23 protein-coding genes are annotated in these 24590 nt (G+C 64.0%); 7 read left to right on the plus strand and 16 right to left on the minus strand.

Going from position 1 to position 24590, the window contains the following annotated elements; translation table 11 throughout:
* Positions 1-249: 249 nt before the first annotated feature.
* The 11 genes from QUV21_RS00340 to QUV21_RS00390 all read right to left on the minus strand — a co-directional run bounded on the left by QUV21_RS00340 (position 250) and on the right by QUV21_RS00390 (position 11850).
* A complete protein-coding gene (locus QUV21_RS00340) occupies positions 250-1518 on the minus strand; it encodes an amidohydrolase family protein (protein WP_300852318.1) in 1269 nt (422 codons plus the stop codon).
* The gene (locus QUV21_RS00345; protein WP_300852319.1) at positions 1519-2466 is read right to left on the minus strand and encodes an ABC transporter permease; all 948 of its coding nucleotides are present in this window, start codon (positions 2464-2466) and stop codon (positions 1519-1521) included.
* Positions 2463-3506, minus strand: coding sequence for an ABC transporter permease (locus tag QUV21_RS00350; RefSeq protein WP_300852320.1), 1044 nt, complete (start codon positions 3504-3506; stop codon positions 2463-2465). Before QUV21_RS00350 ends, QUV21_RS00345 begins: the two co-directional genes overlap by 4 nt.
* Entirely contained in the window at positions 3496-5040 is a 1545-nt protein-coding gene (locus tag QUV21_RS00355) for an ABC transporter ATP-binding protein (protein ID WP_300852321.1), read from the minus strand. Before QUV21_RS00355 ends, QUV21_RS00350 begins: the two co-directional genes overlap by 11 nt.
* Complete coding sequence (locus tag QUV21_RS00360) at positions 5041-6045, minus strand: BMP family protein (protein ID WP_300852322.1); 1005 nt, start codon at positions 6043-6045, stop codon at positions 5041-5043. It lies immediately after the preceding gene.
* 249 nt (positions 6046-6294) lie between these two features.
* Positions 6295-7356, minus strand: a complete 1062-nt coding sequence (gene dctP / locus QUV21_RS00365; protein WP_300852323.1) for a TRAP transporter substrate-binding protein DctP — start codon at positions 7354-7356, stop codon at positions 6295-6297.
* A 28-nt stretch (positions 7357-7384) separates the two neighbouring features.
* Positions 7385-8674: a TRAP transporter large permease gene (locus QUV21_RS00370; RefSeq protein ID WP_300852325.1), complete on the minus strand. Its 1290-nt coding sequence runs from the start codon at positions 8672-8674 to the stop codon at positions 7385-7387.
* Positions 8674-9264, minus strand: a complete 591-nt coding sequence (locus tag QUV21_RS00375) for a TRAP transporter small permease subunit (RefSeq protein WP_300852327.1) — start codon at positions 9262-9264, stop codon at positions 8674-8676. Before QUV21_RS00375 ends, QUV21_RS00370 begins: the two co-directional genes overlap by 1 nt.
* 44 nt (positions 9265-9308) lie before the next feature.
* Positions 9309-9803 carry a flavin reductase family protein gene (locus tag QUV21_RS00380; RefSeq protein WP_300853444.1) on the minus strand — a complete coding sequence of 165 codons (495 nt, stop codon included), beginning with the start codon at positions 9801-9803 and terminating at the stop codon, positions 9309-9311.
* Complete coding sequence (locus tag QUV21_RS00385; protein WP_300852328.1) at positions 9803-10693, minus strand: aldo/keto reductase family oxidoreductase; 891 nt, start codon at positions 10691-10693, stop codon at positions 9803-9805. Before QUV21_RS00385 ends, QUV21_RS00380 begins: the two co-directional genes overlap by 1 nt.
* Positions 10693-11850, minus strand: a complete 1158-nt coding sequence (locus QUV21_RS00390; protein ID WP_300852329.1) for an LLM class flavin-dependent oxidoreductase — start codon at positions 11848-11850, stop codon at positions 10693-10695. Before QUV21_RS00390 ends, QUV21_RS00385 begins: the two co-directional genes overlap by 1 nt.
* Positions 11851-11941: 91 nt before the next feature.
* On the opposite strand from QUV21_RS00390, the gene QUV21_RS00395 reads away from it, so the two are divergent.
* From QUV21_RS00395 to QUV21_RS00425, 7 genes are all read left to right on the plus strand, one after another.
* Entirely contained in the window at positions 11942-12643 is a 702-nt protein-coding gene (locus QUV21_RS00395) for a GntR family transcriptional regulator (protein ID WP_300852330.1), read from the plus strand.
* Between the two features lie 10 nt (positions 12644-12653).
* A complete protein-coding gene (locus tag QUV21_RS00400; RefSeq protein ID WP_300852331.1) occupies positions 12654-13778 on the plus strand; it encodes a Gfo/Idh/MocA family oxidoreductase in 1125 nt (374 codons plus the stop codon).
* A 662-nt stretch (positions 13779-14440) separates the two neighbouring features.
* Complete coding sequence (locus QUV21_RS00405) at positions 14441-15421, plus strand: UDP-glucuronic acid decarboxylase family protein (RefSeq protein ID WP_300853445.1); 981 nt, start codon at positions 14441-14443, stop codon at positions 15419-15421.
* Positions 15418-16410, plus strand: coding sequence for a UDP-glucose 4-epimerase GalE (gene galE / locus QUV21_RS00410; protein ID WP_300852332.1), 993 nt, complete (start codon positions 15418-15420; stop codon positions 16408-16410). The genes QUV21_RS00405 and galE overlap by 4 nt, the downstream gene beginning before the upstream one ends.
* A 129-nt stretch (positions 16411-16539) precedes the next feature.
* Positions 16540-18315, plus strand: coding sequence for a glycosyltransferase family 2 protein (locus tag QUV21_RS00415; RefSeq protein ID WP_366907512.1), 1776 nt, complete (start codon positions 16540-16542; stop codon positions 18313-18315).
* Between the two features lie 17 nt (positions 18316-18332).
* Complete coding sequence (locus QUV21_RS00420) at positions 18333-19250, plus strand: glycosyl hydrolase (protein ID WP_300852334.1); 918 nt, start codon at positions 18333-18335, stop codon at positions 19248-19250.
* A gap of 141 nt (positions 19251-19391) precedes the next feature.
* Positions 19392-19676 carry a hypothetical protein gene (locus tag QUV21_RS00425; RefSeq protein ID WP_300852335.1) on the plus strand — a complete coding sequence of 95 codons (285 nt, stop codon included), beginning with the start codon at positions 19392-19394 and terminating at the stop codon, positions 19674-19676.
* A gap of 41 nt (positions 19677-19717) precedes the next feature.
* Here the strand turns inward: QUV21_RS00425 and QUV21_RS00430 are convergent, their stop codons facing one another.
* The 5 genes from QUV21_RS00430 to QUV21_RS00450 are packed head-to-tail and all read right to left on the minus strand — an operon-like array spanning position 19718 to position 24544.
* A complete protein-coding gene (locus tag QUV21_RS00430; RefSeq protein ID WP_300852336.1) occupies positions 19718-21181 on the minus strand; it encodes an aldehyde dehydrogenase in 1464 nt (487 codons plus the stop codon).
* Between the two features lie 10 nt (positions 21182-21191).
* The gene (locus QUV21_RS00435) at positions 21192-22229 is read right to left on the minus strand and encodes an LLM class flavin-dependent oxidoreductase (RefSeq protein ID WP_300852338.1); all 1038 of its coding nucleotides are present in this window, start codon (positions 22227-22229) and stop codon (positions 21192-21194) included.
* The gene (locus QUV21_RS00440) at positions 22226-23173 is read right to left on the minus strand and encodes a flavin reductase family protein (protein WP_300852340.1); all 948 of its coding nucleotides are present in this window, start codon (positions 23171-23173) and stop codon (positions 22226-22228) included. The genes QUV21_RS00435 and QUV21_RS00440 overlap by 4 nt, the downstream gene beginning before the upstream one ends.
* On the minus strand, positions 23170-23970 hold the full coding sequence (locus QUV21_RS00445) for an alpha/beta fold hydrolase (protein WP_300852342.1): 801 nt from the start codon (positions 23968-23970) through the stop codon (positions 23170-23172). The genes QUV21_RS00440 and QUV21_RS00445 overlap by 4 nt, the downstream gene beginning before the upstream one ends.
* Positions 23942-24544: an amino acid synthesis family protein gene (locus QUV21_RS00450; RefSeq protein ID WP_300852343.1), complete on the minus strand. Its 603-nt coding sequence runs from the start codon at positions 24542-24544 to the stop codon at positions 23942-23944. The genes QUV21_RS00445 and QUV21_RS00450 overlap by 29 nt, the downstream gene beginning before the upstream one ends.
* Positions 24545-24590 lie beyond the last annotated feature (46 nt).

The raw sequence follows: 24590 nt of genomic DNA on the forward strand, positions 1-24590 counted from the left end.
CCACGTGTACGCACCAATCAACTGTACGATGCATGGTTGTCGATGACGGCGAAAATGGGGCGCTTGGATGGAATATTGAAGGATAGGCCCTGCAATCCTAAGGCGATTTGCCTTTCAGTACGGCCAACCGAACCCCCCGGATCCGATGGTCCGACCGGCCTTCCCAGCCACGCCCCCCAGCATGGCATTTGAGTCGCATTTCAGGGAACGCAGCCCGAAACCTGCTGCGCATTGTTTCGATCTGGCGCCTTATCCATGCCTGCGGCGCACGGTGACGGGCCGTCCCGCAAGTGACAGACGAGAGTTGTTGCGCGCCTTTTCAGCCACCACTTTCCCGCGCGACACGACGGCAAGGCGGTCCGGCCGCAGCCTCAGTGCCTCCACCGGGTGGCCGGCGTCCAGCACCACAAGGCTGGCCAGTGATCCAGGCGTCATCCCGTAGCCTTGCAGGTTCATGATCCGGGCATTGGTCTCGGTGACCATGGTGAAACAGCGCGCCATTTCGGCCGGGTGGGTCATCTGGGCGACATGCAGCCCCATGAAGGCCACGTCCAGCATGTCGGCGGTGCCAAGCGAATACCACGGATCCAGCACGCAATCCTGGCCCCAGCCGACGGGGATGCCCATCGCCTGCATCTCTTTCACCCGCGTCAGACCCCGGCGCTTGGGATATGTGTCATGGCGGCCTTGCAGGGTGATGTTGATCAGCGGGTTCGGGATGGCGGCCATGCAGCTTTCGGCGATCAGAGGCAGCAGCTTGGACACATAGTAGTTGTCCATCGAATGCATCGAGGTCAGGTGGCTGCCCGCCGCGCGCCCGCCGAGGCCGTGGCGTGTCACCTCGCGCGCCATGGTTTCCACATGGCGCGACATCGGGTCATCGGTCTCGTCGCAATGGACATCCCACATCAGCCCGCGGTCGGCGGCGATCCGGCCAAGGTCGCGCAGGCTTTCCGCGCCTTCCTCCATCGTGCGTTCGAAATGCGGGATGCCGCCGACCACGTCGACGCCCATGTCAAGCGCGCGCAGAAGGTTCTCGCGCCCGGTGGGGGTGCGGTAAAGCCCGTCCTGGGGGAAGGCCACCAGTTGCAGGTCAAGATAGGGGGCCACGCGGCGCCTGACCTCCAGCATCGCCTCGACGCCGCGCAAATGGTCGGGGGTTGTGTCGACATGGGTGCGGATGGCCAGAAGGCCCATGCTGACGGCCCAGTCGCAGTAGAGCAGGGCGCGCTCGACCATCTCATCGACCGTGGCGATGTCGCGCAGCTCTCCCCAAAGGCTGATGCCTTCCAGAAGCGTACCCGAGGCATTCACCCGTGGCAGGCCGTAGGACAGCGTGGCGTCCATGTGGAAATGCGGATCGACAAAGGGCGGGGAGACAAGATCGCCGGTTGCGTCGATCACCCGCCCGGCCTCGGCCTCCAGCCGGCCCACCGCCGCAATCCGGTCGCCCTTGATGCCGATATCGGCCACCGTGCCATCGGGCAGCGTGCCGCCCTTGACCAGAAGATCGAACATCTACCGTTCCCCCTTGTTGTAAGGCACCATCAACGCGGCTGGCACCTCGGCCCGGCGTGACATCAGCACCAGCGCCAGGATCGACAGGATATAGGGCGCCGCCAGGAAAAGCTGATAGGGCAGGACCGCCCCGATCGGTGTCTGTTGCAGCCGGATCTGAAGGGCGTCAAAGGCGGCGAAAAGGATCGCGCCCAAGACTGCCTTGCCGGGTTTCCACGCCCCGAAGACCACCAGCGCGATGCAGACCCAGCCGCGCCCGTTCACCATCTCGAAAAAGAACGACGAGAAGGCGGACAGGGTCAGGAACGCCCCACCGACCGCCATCAGGCCCGAGCCGACCATCACCGCCCCCATCCGCAGACCGGTGACGGAAAGCCCCTGCGCCTCGACCGCGGCCGGATTTTCCCCCGCCGCGCGGACGGCAAGCCCAAGGGGCGTGCGGTAAAGGACCAGCGCCACCGCTCCGGCCATCGCGAAGGCGGCCCAGGTCAGTGCGGTCTGGGAAAAGATCGCCTGCCCAAGGAAGGGCAGGTCGGACAGGACGGGAATGTCCAGCGGCTGGAAGGGCTCGATCTTGGGGGGGCTGGTGACCTCGGGCAGCATCAGCCGGTAGGCAAAGCTGGCCGAGGCGGTGGCAAGGAGCGTGATCCCAAGCCCCACGACATGCTGGGACAGGCCGAACGGGACGGTGAGTGTGGAATGGAGAAGCCCGAAGAGCATTCCCGCGCCCATCGCAACGGCCACCCCGCCCCAAAGCGGCAGGCCCTGATAGACCGCCATCCAGCCGGCAAAAGCGCCGATGACCATGATGCCTTCTATGCCAAGGTTCAGCACGCCGGCACGTTCGCAGATCAGCTCGCCCATCGTGGCAAGGATCAGGGGCGTGGCGATGCGGATCACGGCGGCCCAGAAACTTGCCGAGATCAGGATGTCGATGACCTCGCTCATCCCCGCACCACCCGGACCCTGGTCAGAAGGATCGCCAGAACCATGAACAGAAGGGCGGTGGCCAGAAGCATGTCGGCGATATAGGTCGGCACGCCTGCGGCCCGGCTCATCGCGTCCGACCCGACGAAGATCCCGGCAACGAACAGGGCCGACAGCACGACGCCAAGCGGGTGAAGCAGCGCCAGCATGGCCACGATGATGCCCGTGTAGCCAAAACCGGGCGAGAGGTCTTGCGACAGGTGACCCTTGAGCCCCGCGACCTCGGACCAACCGGCCAGTGCGGCAAGCCCGCCCGACAGAAGTGCTGTCTTCACCAGCACCGCGTTGACCGGCATCCCGGCAAAGCGGGCGGCTTCGGGGCTTTGCCCCACGGCCCGGATCTCGAAGCCCAGCGTGGTGCGGATCTGGATCAGCCAGACGAGGACCGCGGCGATCAGGGCAAGCCCGAAGCCCCAGTGCAGGCGCAGACCATCGACGATCCGGGGCAGGCGCGCCTCGGGTGTCAGGGCGGCGGATTTCGGCCAGCCCATGCCCATCGGATCCTTCATTGGGCCTTCCAGAAGGTAGCTTACGAACAGCAGCATGATGAAGTTGAGCAGTAGCGTCGTGACCACCTCATCCACCCCGAGCCTTGTCTTCAGCAGCACGGGGCCAAGCAGCAGCATCGCCCCCGCCAGCAACGCCGCCAGCGCCGAAACCGGCAGCACCAGCGGGCTGCCCAAAGCCCCGGTTCCCAGCACCACCGCCATGATTGCACCCGCGTAAAGCTGCGCCTCGGCCCCGATGTTCCACAGCTTTGCCCGGAAGGCGACGGCGACGGCAAGTCCGGTGAAGATCAGCGGTGTCGCGCGGTTCAGCGTCTCCAGGATGGCCAGTTTTGATCCGAGCGCGCCGGTGGCGATCTGGCCCAGCGCGGCGAGCGGATCGGCCCCCGCGATCCGGGCGAGAAGGGCTGCCACCGCAAGCGTGGCAAGGATGGCCAGTGCCGGATAGCCCAGCCGGCGGGCCGTTGTGGGATTTGCGATCGGCTCAAGCCGCATGGCGCCCCCCTTCGAATCCCTGTCCGGCCATCCAGAGGCCGAGGTCCGCCACCGCCACGCTGCCACGCGGGAAGGCGGGGCTTAAACGGCCTTGAGACACGACATGAATTACGTCTGACAACCCCATGATTTCATCAAGGTCTTCCGAAATAAGCAGGATCGCCGCCCCCCGGTCGCGCGCCGAGATCAACTGGCTTTGGACATAGGCGATGGCACCCACGTCAAGGCCCCGCACCGGCTGGTTGGCGAGGAGGATTGCCGGGTCCGGGGCCATCGCGCGGCCAAGGATCAGCTTTTGCATGTTGCCGCCCGACAAAAGCCGGATGCGGGTGTCCGGGCCGGGACAGCGCACGTCATAGCCCTTGATCAGCTCTTCGGCAAAGCGGCGCGCGGCGCGCCAGTCCATCCAGCCGCGCCGGGAAAAGCGCGGGGTGCGGTAGGCTTCCAGAACGGCATTTTCGGTCAGGTCGAAATCGGCGATGCTGCCGGTATGGTGGCGGTCTTCGGGGATGCGCCCCACGCCCATGGCGAGAGCCACGCGCGGCGACCAACCGACCACGGCGGACCCGCGCAGCGCCAACTGCCCGGAGGCCGGTAGTGCGAGCCCGGCAATGAGGTCGGCCAGTGCCGCCTGCCCGTTGCCAGAGACGCCGGCCAGCCCGGTGATCTGCCCGGCACAAAGCGACAGGCTGACATCCTTCAGCCCCGGCACCGCGCCCCGGTCGGGGGTGCTGACCCGTTCAAGCGACAAGAGCGGCGCGCCCGGCGTGCGGGCCTCGGCGCGGGGCAGGGTCAGCTCGCCCCCGACCATCAGGGCGGCAAGCTGCGTCTTGTCGGTGGTGTGGGTGTCAACCTCGCCCACCACCCGGCCATGGCGCAAGACGACACAGCGGTCGGCTATCGACATCACCTCATGCAGCTTGTGGCTGATGAAGATCACCGAAAGCCCAAGGGCGGTGGCGCGGCGCAGCGTGGCGAACAGCGCCTCGGCCTCTTGCGGGGTCAGGACGGCGGTGGGTTCATCCAGGATCAGGATGCGGGCATCGCGGTAAAGCGCCTTCAGGATCTCGACCCGCTGGCGTTCGCCTACGCTCAGCCGTCCGACCTTGGCCCCGGGGTCCACCACCAGCCCGAAATCGCGCGACAGGGCCTTGACCTTCGCCCGTGCTGCGGATTTGCCAGACCCGAGTGACCACAACCCCTTTGTGCCAAGGGTTATATTGTCCAGCACCGACAGGTTACCCGCCAGCGTGAAATGCTGATGCACCATGCCCACACCGGCAGCCAGTGCCGCGCGCGGGTTGCCGGGGGGCAGGGGGTGGCCAAAGACCTCGACCCCGCCTGCGTCGGCCACATAATGGCCGAACAGGATGTTCATCAGCGTGGTCTTGCCCGCGCCGTTTTCGCCCAGAAGGGCGACCACCTCACCCTGACGCAGGGTGAGGTTGATTGTGTCATTCGCCGTCAGCGCGCCGAACCGCTTGGTGATCCCGTCAAGGCGCAGGACCACCTGCGCCTTTTCTTCGGCGGTCATTTACGAGGACGTCGGTTCATCGTCGTTGATCTCGACGACAAAGGCCCCGCCGATGATCTCGGTCTCGCGCTGGCGCACAAGGGCCATCACCTCTTCCGGAACCTTGCCCTCGAAGGTGCCAAGCGGGGCAAGCGTGCAGCCGCCGTGGATCATCTGGGAATAGACCCCGTAATCCTCGGCCAGGAAGGCGTCGTCACGCACGGCGGCAATGGCGCGGTCAAGCGTCGGTGCAAAGTTCCACAGCGCCGAAGTGACCACGGTGTCGGGGTAATCGGCTTGCGTGTCGATCACGTTGCCGATCGCCAGCACGCCGCGTTCCTTGGCCGCGTCCGAAACCCCGAAGCGTTCCGCGTAAAGCAGGTCGGCGCCGCCGTCGATCATCGCAAAGGCGGTTTCCTTGGCTTTCGGCGGGTCGAACCACGAGCCGATGAAGCTGACCTGGAACTTGGCGTCTGGCTTCACCTCGCGCACGCCGGCCATGAAGGCATGCATCAGGCGGTTGACCTCGGGGATCGGGAAACCGCCGACCATGCCGATATTGCCCGCCGTCATGCCGCCCGCGACGATGCCGGAGAGATAGGCCGCGTCCTGGATGTAGTTGTCGAACACCGACAGGTTCGTGTTCGCCACCGGGTCGGGCTTGAAGGAAGAGCCCATCAGGAAGGCCACGTCGGGATATTCGGCGCAAACCTCGCGCGCTTCGGCCTCGGCCCCGAAGATCTCGCCCACGATCAGCTTGATGCCCGCCTCGCAATATTCGCGCATGACGCGGGGATAATCGGTGTTGGCGACGTTTTCGGTGTAGGTGTAGTCCACCGCGCCGGCAGCCTTGGCGGCCTCGGCGGCGATGTGGATCCGGCTGACCCATTGCTGTTCGACCGGCACCGTATAGATGCCCGCCATGCGGATCGGTTCCTGAGCCAGCGCCGCGCGGGGCAGGTTCGCCGCCGCTACTGCCGCTGCCCCGCCCAGAAGCAGGCCGCGTCTGGAAACCGTGAATGTCATGTTGGCCATTGTCTTCTATGTCCCTGTTGCTGGAGTGCGCCGTCTTTTTACCAACAGGTAAAAGAATTTCGCGATTCGGCACAAGGGATGGTTCCTTGCCGGGGTCTGGCCGGGTGAAATGCCCGCAAAACTGGCAACCCGCGCGACATCTGCTGCATATCGGGCAGGCGCTGGCAGGGACTTCCCCGGACGTGAGCATGAAAAAACCCCGGGCAGCGTCTGCCCGGGGTCGTGTTTTCGTGCCGAAGGTCAGTTCAGTTCGGACGCACGCTCGGCGCTGACGGCAGCCTCGGCCTCGGCCACGGCGGCGGTGAAGGCATCCAGCACTTCCGGCCCGCCGGTCACATTGGCGCGGAACCAGTCGAACACCGGGTCAACGGCTGCCTTGAAGGCGGCCTTTTCCTCGGCGGTCGGCACATAGATCTCACCGCCCGCTGCGCGGAAATCGGCATAGGCCTGGATTTCCTTGCGCTTGGGGCTGGCGAAGGTGGCCTGTTGCAGGGCGGCAAAGCCATCAACCACAACCTGCTGCTGTGCCGGGGTCATCGACTTGAAGCGGTCGTTGCCCATCCACCAGAAGGCGCCCATGTAGCTGTGGCCGTCCAGCGTCAGATACTTGATGCCGGCATCGGTGAACTTCATCGACATGATGTCGGTGATGCCGTTCGCGGTGCCCTCAACCACGCCGGTTTGCAGCGAGGTGAAGAGTTCCGGCCACGGAATAGGCGTGGGTGCCGCACCAAGGGTGGTGGCCAGCGTCTGCGGCAGGTCAGCCGGGACGGTGCGCATCTTCAGACCGGCAAGGTCAGCCGGTGCGGCCACGCGCCGCTTGGTGTTGGCGTAGTTCCTCCAGCCGCCGGTGTTGCCGATGGTCATCAGGCGGATCTTGTCGTCGCTGTCAGCCAAGGCCTTGGCGCGCAGGGCGGCGGTGAAATCGGTGCCGGTCAGCACTTCTTCGGCCACGCGGTCATCCGACATCAGGTAAGGCAGGTCGAGAACCTGGATATAGGGGAACAGCCCCGCAGCCCCGCCCGAGGTGGAGATATAGATGTCGATGGTGCCATCGGCCACGCCGGCAAGGCATTCGTCACCCTTGCCGCAAAGCTGGGTTCCCATGAATATCTCAACCCCGATTGCGCCGTTCGAGGCGTTCTCGACATAGTTCTTGAAGACGACAAGACCGTCATAATCCTCGTCGTTTTCGTTGGAGTTGGCGGTGGCGCGCAGCATGATGTCCTGTGCCAGCGCCACGCTGGCAGTGCCAGCCAGCAGTGCCGCCAGTGTCAGCGACTTCAGGGTCTTCTTCAGCATGGTATCCTCCCGTTTGTTGTTCTGAAGATCAGTTCACGAACCCGAAGAAGCGCGGGACCGTAAGGCTTATCGCGGGGATGTAGGTGATCAGGAAGATCACGAACACCTCCACCGCAAGGAAAGGCAGGGTGGCCTTGGCCACCGTCTCGACCCGCAGGCCGGAAACGGTTGAAGTGACGAACAGCACCAGTCCCATCGGTGGGGTCAGAAGGCCGACGGTCAGGTTCACCGCCATGATGATGGCGAAATGCACCGGGTCCACCCCAAGGGCGACGAAGATCGGCCCAAGGATCGGCCCAAGGATGATGATCGCGGGGCCTGCGTCCAGAAACATTCCGACGACGAACAAGAGGATGTTGATCAGGAACAGAAGGATCAACGGATTGTTCGACAAGGACAGGATGAAGTCGGCCATGATCTCGGGCGTATGGGCCAAAGAGGCGACGGTCTTGAACGCCATGGCCGCGCCGACCAGCAGCAGCACCACAGCCGAGGTCAGCCCGGCGCGGATCAGGATATCCGGCAGGTCGCGCGGCTTCAGCGTGCGCAGGACGAAAAAGCCGATGAAGAAGGAATAGCCCACTGCAACTGCCGCCGCTTCGGTTGGTGTGAAGATGCCGCCAAGGATGCCGCCAAGGATGATCACTGGGGTCAAGAGCGGCCAGACCGCGCGCAGGGACGCATTGCCGCGCTGCCCCCAGCTGGCGCGTTTGGTGGCGGCAGGCAGGTCGTAGTGGTCGGCCATGAAGTGGATGACCAGCATCAGCCCCAGACCGATCATCACCCCCGGAACGATGCCCGCAAGAAACAGCGCCGCAACGCTTTCGCCCATCACATAGGCGTAGATGATCATGATGCCCGACGGCGGGATGATCGGCCCGATGATCGAGGACGCAGCGGTGATCGCGGCGGCGAAACGGCGGGTGTAGCCCTGCTTTTCCATCGCCGGGATCATCATCGAACCCAAGGCCGACACATCCGCCACAGCCGACCCCGACAGCCCGGCAAAGAGCATCGACGACAGCACGTTCACATGCGCAAGGCCGCCGCGCAGATGACCCATCATCGCCTGGCTGAATTCCACCAGCCGCAGGGTGATGTTGGAGCGGTTCATCACCTCACCAGCCATCATGAAGAAGGGGATGGCCATCAGCGGGAAGCTGTCCATCCCGTTGTAGACGTTGCGGTACAAGAGAACGATGTCGCGCTCTTGCCCATTCAGCCACAACAGGATGGCGGGGGCCGCGATCAGGCCGAAGAACACCGGCAGACCTGCGAAGAGGAACAGAAGGAAAAGTGGAAGGAACAGGCTAAGCATCACTCTGCTCCCAGGCTGACGGTATCGGGAATGGGCTTCAGCCGGTCATCATGCCCGGAAAGTGCGATGATCTGGCGCAGCATGAGTTCGATGTTGACCGCGATCATCAGGACCAGCCCGACCACCAGGGACAACATCATCGTCCATTTCGGCAGCTTCACCCAACGGTCGAATGCAAGGCTGGCGGGGACACGCAGGCTGTCGGTTTCAGCCCGGCCGGAAAATCCGGTGACTTCGTTCCAGCCGATCTGCGCGCCCTTGACCAGAAGGACCAGCGCCAGAAAGCCGAGAACCAGCGCCAGCACCGCGCCGACCACCCTTGGCAACAACCGTGAAAGAACCTCGATCGACACAAATCCGCTTCGGCGGTAAGCGGTGGGGATCATCAACCCGGTCGCCCAAAGCATCAGGAACCGCGCCAGTTCCTCGGGCCAGGGCAGGGCGTTGTTCAGGACGTAGCGGAAAAACACCTGCACCAGGATCGCAATGACCATCAGCGCCATGCAGCCAGCCCCGATCCAGCGGCCAAGCGCCAGAAGCGCGCCGTTGATCCGGCCCAAGCCGTGACAGAATGCCAGAACTGCGGTCAAATGTCCTCCTCCCCCTTATACCCCCCTCTCCCAAGGGGGTGATGTCAGCCGTTGAAGCCTCCGAACCTGCCTTGTGCGAAAACCAGCGGCGCGCCCTCCTCCAGGGTAAGCCGCAGGACTTGTCCGACGATGATAAGATGATCGCCGCCGTCATGCGTGGCGTGGCGGCGGCAATCGAACCGCGCCAGGGCGCCGGGCAGAACCGGCACGCCTTCGGCGTTCAGCGCCGATTGAAGGCCGTCAAATCCCGCTCCGCCCCGGGAAAACCGGGCGGGCCAATCGGCCTGATCCTGACCAAGCACATGAATCGCATAGGTTTCCGCGGCCGCATAGGGCGCGTAACGCTGTGACGACCGGGCGAGCGACCACAACACCAGCGCCGGGTCCAGCGACAGGCTGGAAAAGCTGTTGGCGGTAAAGCCCATCGGGCCGTCCGGTCCCATGATCGTGATCACGGTCACCCCTGTCGCGTAGCGCCCCAGCGCATCACGAAACTGCCGCGCGTTGCTGGCGTCTGGAATGATCCCACCATCGGCCATCATGGCACCTCATGGCCTTGGGCAAGCGTGTAAAGCTCATACCAGGTCTGACGGTCCATCGGCACGCGCAACGCGTCCGAGATGGTGGCAATCCGTGATACAGTGTTGGTTCCCAGAACCGGGATCACCCGCGCCGGGTGATGCAGAAGCCATGCGACGGCGACGGCGGTCCAGTCCGTGCCAGCCTCTCGTGCAAGCACATCCAACCGGGCGCCAAGACCGTCACCCCCTGCGGCCCGAAGGGTGCCTCCGGCAAGCGGACTCCAGGCCATAGGGACGATGCCACGTTCCTGCAAAAAGGCGATGTCGCCGTTGGTGAAGGGCGCGCGGCAGTTCAGCGACAGTTCGATCTGGTTGGTAACCAGCGGAGTCGCCATCGCCGATTGCAGCAGCGTGAAATCCCACGGGCGGAAGTTCGACACGCCCACCGCCCGCACCTTGCCGGATGCCACCAGCGCATCCAGTGTGCGGCCGGTCTCGTTATGATCCATCAGCGGGTCGGGGCGGTGGATCAGCAGGAGGTCGATCCGGTCGGTGGCCATGTCACGCAACGACGCCTCGACCGAGGCGGTGATGTGGGCGGCAGAGGTGTCGTAATACTTCACCCGCGCCGCTGCATGCCGACCGACCGGGGCGACGATATCGCATTTCGTCACGATCTCGATCTGGTCGCGCAGGCCCGGTGCTGCCTTCAGTGCCGCCCCGAAAATCGCCTCGGCGACGTAGCCGCCGTAGATGTCGGCCTGATCCATCGTGGTGATGCCCTGGGCCAGGCAGGCCTCGACCTTGGCCTGCACATGGGCCGGCGATGTGTCGGGATCATCGCCAAGCCGCCACATGCCATAGACGATGCGCGACACCGAGACGGGGCCAAGGGTCAGACGGTCCATCAACGGCGCACTCCATTGCCAAGAGGGGTTGCCGGGGTGCTGGCCGGAACCCGGCCATAGGCATGGGGCAGCGAACAGGTCTTCAGTTCCGGCAGGACGCGGGAGCCGAAATGATCACATTCGTCCAGATGCGGATAGCCCGAGAAGATGAAGGCGCGGATGCCCATTTTCCGATAGTCCTCGATTTTCGACAGCACCTGATCGGTGCTGCCCACGAGTGCGGCCCCACATCCCGACCGCGCCCTGCCGATCCCGGTCCAGAGGTTCGGCTCGATATAGCCGAACTGGTCGGCCAGTTCCCGCGCGCGGGCCTGATGCGCCACACCAAGGCTTATACTGTCATGCGCCCGGTCGCGGATCAGTTTGCCGTATTCGTCGTCCAGTTTGGACACCAGATGATCGGCGTAGTCGCGGGCCTCGGCTTCGGTGTCGCGCACGATCATGTGGACGCGCAGGCCGTAGTCGAGGGTCCGGCCATGCGCCTCGGCCCGGGCATGCACGTCGCGCATCCGCTTGGCCAGCATGTCCATCGGTTCCGGCCACATCAGGTAGACGTCGCATTGCGCGCCGCACAGTTCCAGCGCGTCAGGGGAATAGCCGCCAAAATAAAGCAGCGGGCCGCCGTTCTGCTGATAGGGGCGGGCGGGGTCGGTGGTGACCTTGGAAATCTGGTAGACGTCGCCGGAATATTCGATGTGATCGCGCGTCCAGGCCTGACGCAGGATCTCCACCACCTCATGACTGCGCTTGTAGCGGTAGGCGCTGTCGGCCACCTCACCCGGGAAATCCGAGGAAATCACATTCAGTGTCAGCCGCCCTTGCAGCATGTGGTCCAGCGTGGCCACCGTGCGGGCCAGCATCACCGGCTGCATTTCGCCGCAGCGGATGGCGGCCAGAAAGTTGATCTTGTCGGTGATCGGCGCGCATCCGGCGACAAAGGACAGCGTGTCTTGCCCAACCTGATAGGAGGACGGGCAAAGGATGTTGCGAAAGCCCCGCGCTTCGGCCCGCTTGACGATGCCGGAACAATGCTCCCAACTGGATCGCAGGTCGCCTTCCGGCACGCCAAGGAAACGGTAATCGTCGGAACAGAGCGCCGCGAACCAGCTGACCTCGCTGGCCTCAAGATCGGGCGAAGTGATCGGCACGACCGTCATGATTCTCTGTCCTCTCCGACGCGAATTCCCTCTTGCGTAGCATTCGCTTTGATGTAGATCAATACTGGATCAATTTTATCGGAACACCCCGATGAACGCCCCCGGCTCTTTGCCGCTTTACCAGCAGATCGCGGAACTTCTGATCCGCGACATTGCTGCTGGCCGCCTTATCGAAGGCGAACGGCTGCCGCCGGAACGTGACATGGCGGCTGACCTTGGCATCGCGGTCGGGACGCTGCGCCAGGCACTCAAGTCATTGACAGAAAAGGGGCTTCTGGACCGGGTGCAGGGGTCGGGCAACTATGTCCGCGCCAAGGCGGATGCGGCCTCGGTCTACGCCTTGTTCCGGCTGGAGCGGGTGGAGGGCGGCGGTCTGCCTACCGCGCGCATCCTGTCGGTGGACCGCTGTGTCAAAGACCCCAGCCTGCCTGCCTTTGGCACCCATCCCGAAGGCCACCGCATCCGCCGCCTGCGCTTTTTGTCTGGGCAGGTCGCGGCGGTCGAGGAGATCTGGCTGGACGGCGCACATGGCGAACGGCTGTCGGCGAGCGACCTGTCGGAATCGCTTTATCTATACTACCGCCAGCGCCTTGGACTGTGGATTTCCCGGGCTGAGGACAGCATCGGACAGGGGCCATTGCCCGACTGGACCCCACCCGAATTCCCCCATGCCCCCGGCACGCCCCTGCCTCTGATCACCCGGGTCAGCTGGGCGCAAGAGGGGCAGTCGGTCGAAGCCTCGTTCACCTGGTATGACCCCGAAACCACGCGCTATGTCGCGCGCCTGAAATAGGATTACGTCGATGCTGCATTACGGGATCATCGGTTGCGGGATGATGGGGCAGGAACACCTGCGCAACATCGCCCTTCTGGACGGCGCATCCGTCGCCGCGATATTCGAGCCTGATCCCGCGATGCGCGCGGCGGCTGCGGCATTGGTGCCGGGCGCGCGGATGGTCGGGTCGGTGGCCGAGGTGCTGGCGGTGGAGGCGGTCAACTGCCTCTTGATCGCCAGCCCGAATTTCCTGCATCTCGAGCAGCTTGAAGAAATCGCGCTCATCCGCCCCCTGCCGGTCCTTTGCGAAAAGCCCTTGTTCACCGATCCCGCCGATGCCCCTCGCCTTGCCGCCTTGCGCGCCGCCTATCCGGCGCCGATCTGGGTGGCGATGGAATACCGCTACATGCCCCCAGTCTCCCATCTGGTCAGTGAGGCCGATGCCGCAACAGGTGGGATCAAGATGCTTACGATCCGCGAACATCGCTTTCCCTTCTTGCCCAAGGTCGGCGACTGGAACCGCTTCAACCGCAATTCCGGCGGCACGCTGGTCGAAAAATGCTGCCATTTCTTCGACCTGATGCGCCTGATTGCAGGCTGCAACCCGGTGCGGGTGATGGCCTCGGGCGGGCAGGCGGTGAACCATCTGAACGAGGTCTATGACGGCCAGACCCCGGATATCTGGGACAATGCCTATGTCATCGTCGACTTTGAGTCCGGCATGCGGGCGATGCTGGAACTGTGCATGTTTGCCGAAGGCAGCCGCTATCAAGAGGAAATCTCGGCTGTCGGGCCAAAGGGCAAGATCGAATGCCTTGTGCCGGGGCCGGGCCGGTTCTGGCCCGAACATCTGGGGCCAGCGCCATTGCCGAAGGTAATCGTAAGCCCGCGCCAACCGGCGGGGCCGGTGGAACTGGACATCCCGGTAGATCCAGCCCTGCTTGCCGCGGGGGACCATAACGGGTCAACCTTTTTCCAGCATCAGGGTTTTGTTCGCGCGGCATCGGGTCAGCAATTGCCAGAAGTGACACTGGAAGATGGCTGGTGGGCGGTGGCAATGGGAATGGCCGCACAGGAAAGCGCGCGCACCGGGCTTGCCGTGCCGATGGCAGCCTGCCCCTATGCCCCGGCTCAATTCAGAACGGCTGTCTGAGGCGCTGCCGATTGACGCTGACGCAGGTCTTTGCTTCGCAGGGTGGGCGGCCCCGGCTGTTCAGCCAGGCGCAGGCCCGCAGGCGGCAACTGACGGTCTTGCCGGGCATCGGATCATTGGGCCAGTCTTGTTGCCGCCAAGCCCAAGTCTGCCCCGGCGTTAAGGATTTCCGGCCAGCAACAGGCACATGGCTTTGGCTCGGAACCGCCTGACGTCCGGCCCTGTCCAATCTTGCCGGAAGCCCATTCTTGCAGAATCGATTCGCATTGCGGCGGCCCTGAATGCACGCCTTGGGCGCATTCTGAAGTCGCACAAAACTCTGGGTTGAGAGTTAATGCTGTTGCTTTTTCCGCAGGCCGCAAGATCAGTCGTTTTGAGGCGTGAATGTGGCAAATGGAAGTCCAATTGAGGTAAAATATTGACACTTATTGAGGGCGAGTTAATCGTCGTTCATGGGTGTGAAGCGTCTTGCAGCCTTTGGTACGCAGTTGCCTTCAAGTTTTGCTGCGGCCGCTTTCGCAATATAGTTTTTGTGAAAGCGTGGGTTACAGGGTGCGTCTGGCTCGGGTGATTGCTGACCATGGTTCGTTTGCATGGCAGGCCCGGCGCTGGACTAGATAGGTGGAGTGATCATGCGGGATCTTGTTGATGCCCCGGAGCCGATGGGTGCCGGACACAAAAAAGTCATAATTGTTGCCGGTGGTGCGGGGTTTCTTGGGTCTGCGCTTTGCGCGCGACTGCTCAATGCAGGCCATTCTATTGTTTGCGTCGACAACCTGCTGACCGGCGATTTCGCCAATGTCGCGCATCTGGCCACGAACCCGCAGTTCCGGTTCATCCGGCATGACATCATCGCACCGCTGCGCCTCGCCGGGCCGGTGGACGAGATCTACAACATGGCCTGCCCGGCTTCGCCGCCACGCTATCAGACCGATCCGATCCATACGTTCCGAACCTGCGTCGAAGGGTCGTTGAACCTTCTGAACCTTGCAGAGGAAAAGCAGGCCCGCATCCTTCAGTCGTCGACATCCGAGGTCTATGGCGACCCCGAAATCTCGCTTCAGGTCGAATCCTATCGCGGCAACGTCAACACGGTTGGCCCCCGCGCTTGCTATGACGAAGGCAAGCGCGCTTCGGAAACGCTGTTCTGGGAATACGGGGCGCATCGTGGGCTGGAAACGCGGATTGCGCGGATCTTCAATACCTACGGGCCGCGGATGCACCCCGAGGACGGGCGCGTGGTGTCCAACTTCATTGTTCAGGCCCTGCGTGGCGAGGCTTTGACGGTCTACGGCGACGGCTCGCAAACCCGCAGCTTCTGTTTTGTCGATGATCTGGTCGAAGGCCTTGTCCGGCTGATGGCAAGTGATGAAAAAATGCCGGTCAATCTGGGCAATCCAGGTGAATTCACCATGCTGGAGCTTGCCGACAAGGTGCTTGCAAAAATCGGGTCGGACCTGCCGGTCTGCTTCCGCCCGCTGCCCAAGGACGACCCACGCCAACGCTGTCCCGACATCTCGCGGGCCAAACGGATTCTGGGTTGGGAGCCTCGGGTGAGCCTTGATCGTGGGCTTGACCTGACGATCCCGTGGTTTGCCGAACGTCTTTCGGCCGAGCGGCGCAAAGGGGCCTTGGTTTCGTGAACGACGCCGGGGCAATTCTGGTCACGGGCGGGGCGGGATTCATCGGATCCCATACCTGCAAGGCCTTGCGCTTGGCGGGCTTTGTGCCGGTGACGTTTGACAATATGTCGACGGGTCGTGCAGATGCTGTCCGCTACGGACCTTTGGTGCGTGGCGATGTGCGTGATGCGGGCGCAGTGGCGGCAGCTCTGGCCAGCCACAAGGTGCAGGCGGTGATCCATTTTGCCGCCTCGGCCTATGTCGGGGAAAGCATGGCCGACCCGGGCCGCTATTATGACAACAATCTTGCCGGGATGACCGGCCTGTTGAAAGGGTGCCGCAGGGCCGGGGTGGACCGGGTGGTCTTTTCGTCCAGTTGCGCCACCTATGGCGTTCCGGACGTTTTGCCGATCTCCGAAACCTCGCCGCAACGCCCGATCAACCCCTATGGCCGCACGAAGCTGGTCTGTGAATGGATGCTGGCCGACCACGCTGCCGCGCATGGGCTGCGCTATGCCGCGCTGCGCTACTTCAATGCAGCCGGCGCCGACCCTGAAGGTGAGATCGGCGAACGGCACAATCCCGAGACGCATCTTCTGCCATTGGCGCTGCGGGCGGCCTCGGGGCAGGGTGACCCGCTTCAGGTCTTCGGAACGGATTATCCGACGCCAGACGGCACCTGCATCCGTGACTATATCCACGTCACCGATCTGGCGCAGGCGCATCTGCTTGCGCTTCAGCATCTTCTGGGCGGCGGCGACAGTCTGGCGGTCAATCTTGGCACCGGCCGCGGCCTGTCGATCCGCCAGATCCTTGCCGGGATCGAGGCGCTGACGGGCCGGCCGGTTCCGGTGGTCTGGGGGCCGCGTCGCCCCGGCGACCCGCCCGCGCTGATCGCTGATCCGTCCGAGGCGCACGCCCGTCTTGGCTTCACCGCCGTGCGGTCCGATCTGAAAAGCCTGCTGGCCGATGCCGCTCCGTGGTTCGGCCTTGTCCCGGCCGAGGCATAGGAGGCAACTGTGACCAGCCGCGGCCAGCCCAATACCAACGTTGCCAAGGCAGCGGCCACGCATCGGTGGCGCGAGGCCAAAGTGGAAGACAGCGGTCTGAAATCCGTGTTCACGCCACGCCAGCGCCGCATCTACTGGACGCTGTCGGCGATATGGGTGATCGCATCCATCTATTTCTGGGCCTGGTGGCTTGACCCGTCGCATTTCGTCGGCTGGACCGAGTTTCTGTTCGTCACCATCCCGTTTTCATGGATCACGGCGCTGCAACTGTTCTTCGTGGTGGTGCTGCTGAACGCATCCAGAAGTGCCGCGCCTGATCCGGCGCCGGGGCGCTGGCGGGTGGCGATGATCGTGACCAAGACGCCGTCCGAACCCTTCGAGGTGGTGGAGAAGACGCTGTTGGCAATGCTGGCGCAGGACTATCCTCATGACACCTGGCTTGCCGACGAAAACCCTTCACGCGAAACCCGGGACTGGTGCGAAAGGCACTGGGTGCGGATATCGACCCGCAAGGGTGTGGACGAATACCATCGCCCGGAATGGCCCCGCCGGGCGCGCTGCAAGGAAGGCAATCTGGCCTATTTCTACGATCATTATGGGTACCGGGACTATGATGTCGTCTGCCAGCTTGATGCCGACCATGTGCCGCAACCCGGCTACCTGCGCGAGATGTTGCGTCCCTTTGCCGATCCGTCGGTAGGCTATGTCAGCGCCCCGTCGATCTGCGCGGCGAATGCCGAAGAAAGCTGGGCCGCGCGCACCCGTCTGCATACCGAGGCCGGGTTTCATGGCCTGTTCCAGACCGGCTACAGCGGGATCTTCACGCCGATGTGCATCGGCTCGCATTATGCCGTGCGCACGCAGGCCCTGCATGCGGTGGGTGGGCTTGGGCCGGAACTGGCCGAAGACCACTCGACCTCCCTTTTGCTGAGCGCGGGGGGCTGGCGCGGCGTGCATGCGATTGACGCCATCGCTGTCGGTGACGGTCCTGCCAGCGTGGCCGATATGGTGACGCAGGAATTCCAGTGGTCGCGCAGCCTTCTGACGCTTCTGCTTCAGCATACTGGCCGGTATCTGGCCACCTTGCCGCCCCGGCTGCGCTTCCTGTTCGTCTTTTGCCAGCTTTGGTATCCGTTGTTCGCCGCCACCTCGGCGATGCTGTATTTCGCGCCGATCATGGCCCTTGGGTTTGACCTGCGCTATGCGAATGTGACCTATCCCGCCTTCGTGCTGCACGCCGCGCCGTCGGTGATCGCCTTGACGCTGATCGCCATGAAGGTCCGCCGGGACGGCTTCTTCCGCCCGATCGATGCGCCGGTACTCAGCTGGGAAAAGGCGCTGTTTCTGGCCCTGCAATGGCCTTGGGTCATGTGGGGCTGCCTGATGGCCTTGCGCGACAAGCTGACCGGCACCTTTGTCGATTTCCGCATCACTCCCAAGGGCTCGGCGGCGGCGCAGGTTCTGCCGATGCGGGTTCTGGCCGTCTATACAGTGCTCGCGCTTGGGGCGACGCTGCCGGTGCTGTTTTCCACCGAGCTGGCCAATGCCCGCGGGTTCCTGTTGCTCGCCTTGCTGAACGCGGTCCTGTACACTGCCCTTGTGGTGATCATCGTCTGGCGTCACCTCGCCGACACCGGGGCGCTTCGTCACCAGCCGGCGTTTGCGTCGGCTGCGCAATTGGTGGCATCAGTGGCGGTGATCGCAACAGTCGCCACAGGGTTTTCCTGGCGCGGGGTCGAAAGCCTGCATGCCCTGGCACACGGGCTGGAGCCGCTGCGGCTGGTCCGTGCCGAATACAACGTCGCCGGCGCAGGCCGGTCTGCCGCAGACACTGTCAACTTCGTCTGGGATCCGGGCTGGAACAGCCGGCCTGCGTTCCTTGATCTCGATCCGCCTCTCAATTGAAAGGAAGAAGGTGTACCATGCTTCCCACTGTTCCAACGATCAAGACCGCCGCGCGACTGCGCCTTGCGCAGGTCGCCCTGCTTGCCCCGATCCTGGCCCTGATCCCGCCGCCCTTGACTGCCGCGCCTCCGGGGCCGCTGCCCTTTGGTGTCTATGATCCGCAAGGTGACTTCATTTCCGATCCCGAAGTCAGCATCGAACATGTCTTCATGCCTTGGGAGGACGTAAGCCTGTCCTCGCTGCTGGAGGCAGACCTCTATGCGCTGGAACGCAACCGCGCCCTGTTGATCACCGTCGAGCCCTGGACCTGGACCCGTGATGAACGCAACACGGCCAATTTCCTGCGCCGTGGCATTGATGCCGGCTACTATGACGCCAACATGCGCAGCATCTGCAATGTCATTGCCACCCTGCAAAGCCCGGTGTCGGTGCGTTGGGGGCATGAGATGGAAACTGACGATGGCCAGTTCATCTGGTCGGCCTGGAACCCCGCAGACTACATCCGCGCCTATCGCAGGATGATTGACGTCTGCCGTGCCGCGGCGCCGGATATCAATGTGGTCTGGTCGCCCATCGGCCTGGAGAACGCGAACGACTATTACCCCGGCGACGATTATGTCGATCTGGTCGGCCTGTCGATTTTCGGGCTGGAGGCCTGGGAGATCGAGATCCTTGGCGGCGCGCTCAGTTTCGACGAGATCCTTGAAGAGCGCTACAACCGCGTCAAGGTCCATGGCAAGCCGGTTCTGGTGGCCGAACTTGGCTACTCCGGCAAGGCCGATTACGTCGATCTCTGGGAAGGGCAGGTCCGCAAACAGCGTCCGGAAATGCCGCTTCTGGTGGGGGCGGCCTACTTCAACCAGCCTGAGGTCTATGAGTGGCCGGATGGATTTGGCCTGCCGGATTGGCGGATCGACCAGCGCGTGTTGCCTTAAGATTGTCACAACCCTTCGCTGAATCGCCTGCACATCGACCCAATTACGCCTTAAATGGCTGGGCATCCTCGTTGCTGATCCGTGGCGCTCTTGCCGCGGCAGCGACGGGGGTTGCAAATGCGCAAGCTGGCAAAGGGGCAGATGCTCCCGCTTGTTCTTGGGGCGGTTCTGGCAATGTCCGGCGTGCCTTCCTGGGCCGAAACGCAAGGCAAGTTTCCGACCCGCGTTGCAAAGTCGGTGCGAAGCCTGCCGCAGCCCGCATTTGACTGGTTTGCCAATGGCAAGGCAAAGGCCGGTGCGGTTGATGCCGAAGCAGTCGCGCGCACCAAGACTGCGATCCGTCAGGCAAGGGCGCTTGGCGCCGGGGCAAGCTGGGTCTGCTCTCCCGCAGGGTCGGGCCGGACTTCGGTCTGCTACAAGGGCTGATCAACGGCAGGGACAGCAGCCGATCTGGCCCGGCCTTCCACCTATCGCATCACGAAGGGGTCAGGGATCGGCGCATCCGATGTGCGCAGCCAGACCGTCTTGACCGTGGTGTAATCCAGCGCTGCCGCCATTCCGCCTTCGCGCCCGTGACCGGAAAGCCCGTGGCCACCAAAGGGCGCGATGGGTGATACGGCCCGGTAAGTGTTCACCCAGACGATTCCCGCGCGTAGCCCACGGATCATCCGGTGCGCCCGCGTCAGACTGTTGGTGAACACCCCCGAGGCCAACCCGAACGCCGTGCCATTGGCCAGCGCCAGCGCCTGATCCTCGGTTTCAAACGACTGCACGGCAAGGACCGGGCCGAAGAATTCTTCCTGCAGGGCAGGGGCGTCCGGGGCATCGGTGCAGTCAAGGATCGTCGGCGGGAAGAAGAATCCCGCGCCCTGCGGCACCGCGCCGCCCGTCACCACCTTGGCCCCGGCCGTAACGGACCGGGCGATCAACGCCGCGATCCGTTCCCGCTGGCGGGAGGTGCAAAGCGGGCCAACCTCGGTTTCCATCCGGTCTGGCACGCCGATGGCAATAGCATCGGCCTTGGTTTTCAGACGGGCAAGGAAGGCATCCTTGACGCTGGCTTGCACCAAAAGGCGTGACCCCGCGACGCAGCTTTGCCCGGTGGCGGCGAAGATGCCCGAGATCTGCGCATTGGCCGCACTGTCAAGGTCGGCGTCGTCAAAGACGATGAAGGGGGACTTTCCCCCCAGCTCAAGCGAGGTGGAGGCAAGGTTCTCGGCGCTGGCCCGCAGGATATGCCGCGCGGTTTCCGGCCCGCCGGTAAAGGCGATATGGGCCACCATCGGGTGTGAGGTCAGCGCCTGGCCCGCCTCTGGTCCCCCGGTCAGGATATTGACCACGCCGGGGGGAAACCCCGCCTCATGCACCAGCCGCGCGAAATCCAGCAAGGGCGCGGGGCCGTCTTCGCTGGCCTTCAGCACCACCGTGCAACCGGCGGCCAGCGCCGGGCCAAGTTTCACGGCGGTCAGGAACAGCTGGCTGTTCCACGGCACGATGGCGGCAACCACACCCACCGGTTCACGGCGCAGCCACACCTCCATGTCGGGCTTGTCGATCGGCAGATGCGCGCCTTCGATCTTGTCGGCAAGCCCCGCGTAATAGCGGTAGTAGTCCGCCACATAGGCGATCTGGGCGCTGGTTTCGCGGATGATCTTGCCGGTATCGCGGGTTTCCAGCGCGGCAAGGCGCGGGGCCGACGCCTGCACCAGATCGGCCAGCCGATACAGCAGCCTCCCCCGCGCCGTCGCCGTCAGCCCGGCCCATGCCGGCGCGTGAAACGCAAGATGGGCCGCGCGCACCGCCCGGTCCACATCCGCCGCACTGGCCATCGGCATCCGCGCCCAAGGGCTGCCGGTTGCCGGGTCAAGGCTGTCAAACCCTGCGTCCCCGTCATGAAACCCGCCGTCGATATAGTGCTGGAAACGCTCCATCGCTGACCCCTCAGGCAAAGGCTGGCATCACATCATTGATCAGCCGTTCAAGCGAGGCTTTCTTGCGCTCGAAACTCATGCCTGAATCGATCCAGAGCGAGAATTCGTCATAGCCCAAAGCCTCGATCCGGCGCAGTTTTTCGATCACTTCGGGAACCTCGCCAATCAGCAGGTTGTCCCGAATGGCTTGCGGGGAATAGAACGGGTGCGCGGCCATCTCCTCGGCGGTCAGGGGCTCGATCAGGCCTTGGGTGATCGGCCGCTTGTTCAGGAACCACGCGCCGAAATAGCAGTAGAAAGCGTGAAGCTCCTCTGCCGCCAGATCGGCATCGGCTGCATCCGCCGCGACATAGCCATGTTGCAGGATCAGGATCTTCGGGCGCGGCACTTCGGGGTGCGCTTCGCAGGCGGTGTTGAAACGGGCCATCAGGCTGACCACTTCGTCATGCGGGTTGTGCAGGGGCGTCACCTGCACGTTGCACCCATTGGCCACGGCAAAGTCGTGGCTGTTCGGGTCACGCGCGGCAACCCAGATCGGCACGCCGGGGCTTTGCAGCGGTTTCGGGGCCGAAGTAGTCTTGGGAAACTGCCAGTATTCGCCGTCATGCGTGTAGTCGCCCGCCCAAAGCCCCTTCAGCGCCGGGATCAGCTCGCGCATCCGCCCGCCTGCATTCCAGGCATCAAGGCCCGGCATAAGGCGTTCGTATTCAAAGCTGTAGGCCCCGCGCGCAATGCCCAGATCAAGCCGCCCGTCCATGATGATATCGGCCATTGCCGCCTCACCCGCCAGCCGGATCGGGTGCCAGAAGGGCGCAATCACAGTGCCGGTGCCAAGCCGCACGGTCTTGGTCCGGCGCGCAAGGTCCACCAGATTGAGCAAGGGATTGGGCGCGATGGTAAAGCTCATCCCGTGGTGTTCGCCGGTCCAGATCGCATGCATCCCGCCTTCGTCGGCAATGCGGCAAAGTTCCAGCATTTCCTCGTAAAGCTGGCGCTCATCCTCGGCCGGGTTGACCCGTTCCATATGCACGAAAAGCGAAAATTTCATGGGTTTGGTCCTTCGCTCAGCCGCTGCACGCGGCCAGAGTCCTGTGTGCCGAAATAGATGCCATAGGCCCCGACGCGCGCCTCTTCGGCCAGGCGTTCCAGCATGATGCGCAAGGCCGGATCGGTCACATCGGCCACGCCGTCGCGCGACAGGTCCACATAGGTGCCGCCGACGGGCTGCCCTGGTTCGGCCGGGCAGCGCAAGGCGATGTGCTGGGTGCCAAGCCGGGCGTCTTCATAGACCGCGTAGATCGACCCGGCCCCTGCCTTCAGCCCGTGTCTGGCGATCAACCCGGCCAGCGCCGCCTGCACGCCTTCACGGCCCACCCGCGCCATCGGCACCGAAAGACCGCCGCGCCCGTCATCGACGAGAAGCACTCGGCCCTCTGCTTCGATCACCGCCGAGACGATGACATCCGGCCCTGCGGGCATTGCCGCCGCCGTTGCCGCCGGGGTGACATAGGCCCCCCTGTAATAGCCAAGCCCGGGGGCGGAGCCAGCCTCGAACGCGCCGATCCTGCCGATCAGAAGGGTGTGGTCCCCGGCGGGAATGGCCTGTTCCAGCGCACAGTCGAACCATGCCGAAACCCCGGCCAAAAGCGGCGAACCCACCGGCCCCGCGCGCCAGTAAAGACCGGCAAACCGGTCTTCAACCGGCTTTGCAAAACGGGCCGACATGTCCTTTTGCCCTTCGCTCAGGATATTGACGGCAAAGCCCCGGCCTTGGGTGAAGGCCGCCAGATTGCCCGATCGGTTGGCAATGGACACCAGCAACAGCGGCGGGTCGAGCGAGACCGAGGAAAAGGAGTTGGCGGTAAAGCCCAGTGGCCTGCCATCCGCAACGGTGGTGATCACCGTCACACCGGTCATGAAGCAGCCAAAGGCATCGCGCAGGGCGCGCGGGTCGGGGGCGCTGTGGGTGGCGTTCCGGACGGTGTCGGTCATTCTGCCGCCTCGCGCCGTGCATCGGCCAGCCAGTCCCGCAAGACGGCATTGACCGTATCAGGGGCGGTCAAAGGCACCATGTGGCGATGCCCGGGGATCACAACGGCCCGGCCTTGTGGTGCCAAGGCCGCCATCTCGCGCGCCATGGCGGCGCTTGAATTGGTGTCGCCGTCGGCCGTCAGCACCAAAAGTGGCCGGTTGATCGTCTTGACCCCGTCGGCATAGACCATGTCGCCCGTCGCAAAGGCGCGGTAGGCGGCGGCATAGCCCGCTTGCGGCACAGACCGCAGCCAACCCGCCACCTGCACCCGAAGGCGGCCGGTCTCATCCCCGAACCAGCGCGACAGCGGGCCGTCGATCCCGCCCCGCCCGACCGAGATTTCCTCGGCCCGGGTCAGCACCGCCGTCCGAGCCTCGGGTGAGCGGCGGTAGACCGGGCAGATCAGCGCCGCGCGGGTGATCAGGTCAGGCCGCTCCACCGCCAGCCCAAGGGCAATCAACGCGCCCATCGAGTGGCCCGCCACGGCGACAGGGCCAAGGTCCAGCGCCGTGATCAGCCGGGCCGCCCAGCCAACGTAATCGGGCAGGGCCGGGGTTCCGGGCAAGGGCGCGCTTGTGCCATGCCCCGGCAGATCGGCGGCAATCACCCGGTGGCTGGCGCCAAGGGCGGCGATCTGCGGCTCCCACACCTCGGCCCGCAGACCGACGCCGTGCAAAAGCAGGACCGGCGGCCCGGCACCTTCGTCAATCACATGGACGGCTTGCCCGTCAGACAGCCGCAGGGTTAGCGACATCATGGCCCAGATCCTTCAAGTCCTGATAGCGGTCGCCGATCCGGTGATGCGGACGCCCCCCGGTCGATGCGCCAAGCGCCACGACCAACTCATCGGCGGCCGGGGCGTCGGGGATGGCAAAATGCACCGTCTGGTAATGTGACCGCCGACCTTCGTCATGCTTGTCCATCAAGGGGATCATTACCGGCGTATTCGCCCCGCCCCGGACGTTGGTGAAGGCAAGGTAGGTCTTGGCCCCCACCGCCTGCCGGTAATGGTTGCCAAAGCGCAGGGTGTGGATCAACGCGTTTGCATGTTCCAGTTCACCGTCCAGACCCACGACGGCGGCCTTGCCATAGCCTTCTACCGCATCCGGTCCGCCAGCAGCCTCAAGCATCATCGCGGTCAGAAGCGCGCCAAGTTCGGGGGCCACATCGTTTATCTCAGGCTTCAGATCCTGAACAAAGCCGCGCCCGGCCCATGGGTTCTTCAGCACCGCCGCCACCGCGATCAGCTTCAACGGGCGCGGGGCGGCGCGACCGCCTTCGATCAGGATCGTTTCGACATAGGTCAGGGTCTTGCGAATCTGAGCGGGCATGGGTGTCTCCGGGTTGTTGGGAAAATCTTGGTATACCATCATACGA

Source organism: Tabrizicola sp., assembly GCF_030373185.1.
GTDB lineage: Bacteria > Pseudomonadota > Alphaproteobacteria > Rhodobacterales > Rhodobacteraceae > Tabrizicola.